The following is a 2664-nucleotide window of genomic DNA, read 5'->3' on the forward strand; positions in this document are numbered from 1 at the left end:
TCGCCCCAAAGAGAACCAAGATGAAAGAACCGTCAAGCATGCCATACCATACCAATCACGCGACCTTCGAGCTGCCGGCGCAGCTCAAGGACAAGACCATGCACATGTTCACGCTGGCCGACGAGGGGCCGAGCGAGTTCAGCGTGGTGATGTCGCATGCGGATGCGCAAGGGGACGACTCGCTGGTCAATTTCGCCGACCGCCTGGTCGCCGAACTGGGCAACTCCTTACCCGATTTCCGTTTGCTGAACCGAGTGGAACGCACGCTGGACGAGACGCCGGCCATCGAACTCGCGTACCGCTGGCGCAGCGCAGGGCACTTGATGCACCAGCGCCAGGTGATCACCATGCTGCCCCGTACCGAAGCGGGCGACGTGAAGGCGATGCTGATCGCCGCGACCTGCCTTACCCAGTTCACTGACGAGTGGAATGCCACCTTCGATGGAATGCTGGCAAGCGTCAAGCTGCGCCACAAGAAGGCGCCGGAAGTGAAAGAGGTCGCAAGTTCGGCGCCGGCGATTGCGTCGACTGTGTTTGCGTTGTCCGAGCGGCGCCGCACCCTGCACGCGTTTGCCAACCATGATGAAGCTTGCCGCAAGACCGATGCGCGCGAAGTCGAGCATGACGCCTGGGCGTTCTTCGATGCCGCCGGCACGCCCTTGCATCCGGATTTTGTGGTGCCGAACACGGGTACCGTGTGGCGCAAGGCTGGCAGCTATGTGCTCGAGAAACGCCCCGAACGCGGCACACCAAATCTGCGTGCGCAGTTGTATCAGGCATCGATGTTCGTGGCGGGGTCGCCGGCGGTGCGTCTTTCCAGTATTGCCGAGGTACAGGCCATGCTCGACCAGTCGGTGGAGGGTTAAGCATGCCTCAAGCAGCGCGATTAGGCGATCCGATCGGCCACACGAAGCCTGGCGACGGTCCGAAAGGCGGTGGAGGCGGTGACGTTACCGGCAAGATCATCGGGCCTTGTTCCGGGAATGTGTTCACCAACGGTATCAAGGCGGCGCGGGCGAGCGTGGACGAGACGGTGTGCTCGAAGCACGACAGCGCTCCCCCGCCGATCGCGACTGGCAGCCCCACCGTATTTATTAACGGCTTGCCGGCAGCCAGGGTGAGCGATAAGATTGCCTGCGGCGCTTTCATTACCGATGGGTCACCCAATGTTTTCATTGGTAGCAATGGTGCCAAAGCTGAAGCGGACATGGCGAAAAATCAAACTTCACCGGCGCTACAACAGGCCGTGTTGATGGCTGAGGCGGGAGCTGACGCCTTGCAAAGTAGCGCTGCGCAGAAGGACGCTTTGGGGCCGCTTGCGAATGACTCACGACCGACTATTGCCAGCCTCAGCGACGCCGGCGCGCAGCAGTTTGCCCATGCATTCCAGTTGAACCGTGCATCGGAGCTGGCCTATGCGAGTGGCAATAAGGCTTCCGGTGCGGCGTACCGCGAAGCGGCTAAAAATGCATCTGCCGCAAGTGACATCTATTTCCGCAGCGCCGCGAAAATGAGTGACGACGCCGAACGTATCGCCCATGCGGCACGTACCAACCCCTTCGGCCCGGGGTGGAACTATATGGGGGCGAAATCTGCCGGGTTTGATCATCCTAGCCCGCTTCGTCCTAATTACTATGCTGTTGGGGTTGGTTCTTTGAGCGGTGCTGGCTCTGCGGTGGTTAACACTTATGATGGAACAGCCTATGTTGGAGGCGGGGTTGTTGTCAGTACAGAATCAAACACATCAGTCAAGCCCTCAGTTACCGCAACCGCCGGGTGGATTTTTGGAGCGAACGACGCCGACTCTACCAACGGGTTTTTAAATGGTTCTGGGAATCAAGTATTTCTATCAATACCAACGCCCTGGAGAGTTAATGCAGTCGCCGCAGTTTCGCATGCCTACGGAGGATTATATGCGCTTGAGTTGGGCGTCGGAAGTCCGGGCAAGGTGGCGTTTGGCACGGCGCCTTTTACGTATTCAGCACCGTTAAATAAACCTAAGGATAAGGAGTAAAAAAATGGCAGGTCAAGGTGGTCCAGATGATGAGACTTGGAAGAAGATGAGTCGCAATGAAAAACGCGTGTACTGGTGCGCGGTGATCTTCGTCGCTACGTTAGTCGGCGGAGGATTTTTGAAGCTCCTACTTGACTAAGCTTCAAGTCATGGCGTTATACACAACTCCGCACACGTCGGCAGAAACGGTTTACTTTCAATGACTTACCAGCAGGGCTTGTAAACTTCGGGCAAATCGCGTTTACTCTCGTCTTTTGGGCGGACGCGTGATGAAAGTAGCACAGCAGTGGACAGTGGCAGGGTACAGGGGTCAGTGCCAATATTGTCATACAGCGGATACGGGGTCAGTGCCGACATTGACATACAGCCTCGCCAGTAATGCCGTTTAGGTGTTGACAGGTGATGCTGCGAGGTCTGAGGCGGAGGTGGCGGTGGAGGCGCCGCCGACTATGTCGACACCTCGCGCCTGCTGCGCTTTTACTCGCCCATCAAAGGCTTGCTGATCGAGTCGATGAGCGGCACCACGACGATTTCGGACCAGTACATCTTCAACCTGAGCCTGATCTCGAAAGACGGTTCCATCGAACTCAAGACGCTGATGGGCAAGAACGTCAGCGTCGGCGTGCAGATGGCCGACGGCAGCGAAAGCT

2 protein-coding genes are annotated in these 2664 nt (G+C 57.8%); both read left to right on the forward strand.

Annotated elements, in window-relative coordinates:
- The first annotated feature begins 38 nt into the window (after positions 1 to 38).
- Positions 39 to 866 (forward strand): DcrB-related protein, encoded by an 828-nt coding sequence (locus F2P45_RS33945; protein WP_223164901.1) that lies wholly within the window; start codon positions 39 to 41, stop codon positions 864 to 866.
- A 2-nt stretch (positions 867 to 868) separates the two neighbouring features.
- Positions 869 to 2014: a polymorphic toxin type 22 domain-containing protein gene (locus F2P45_RS36870; RefSeq protein ID WP_166882615.1), complete on the forward strand. Its 1146-nt coding sequence runs from the start codon at positions 869 to 871 to the stop codon at positions 2012 to 2014.
- Positions 2015 to 2664 lie beyond the last annotated feature (650 nt).

It is taken from the genome of Massilia mucilaginosa (genome assembly GCF_011682145.1).
In the GTDB taxonomy this organism is placed as follows: domain Bacteria; phylum Pseudomonadota; class Gammaproteobacteria; order Burkholderiales; family Burkholderiaceae_D; genus Telluria_A; species Telluria_A mucilaginosa.

What these genes read in the sequence shown, in the direction of transcription:
- F2P45_RS33945 (WP_223164901.1), top strand. Translation starts at nt 39, where the DNA reads ATGCCATACCATACCAATCACGCGACCTTCGAGCTGCCGGCGCAGCTC.
- F2P45_RS36870 (WP_166882615.1), top strand. Translation starts at nt 869, where the DNA reads ATGCCTCAAGCAGCGCGATTAGGCGATCCGATCGGCCACACGAAGCCT.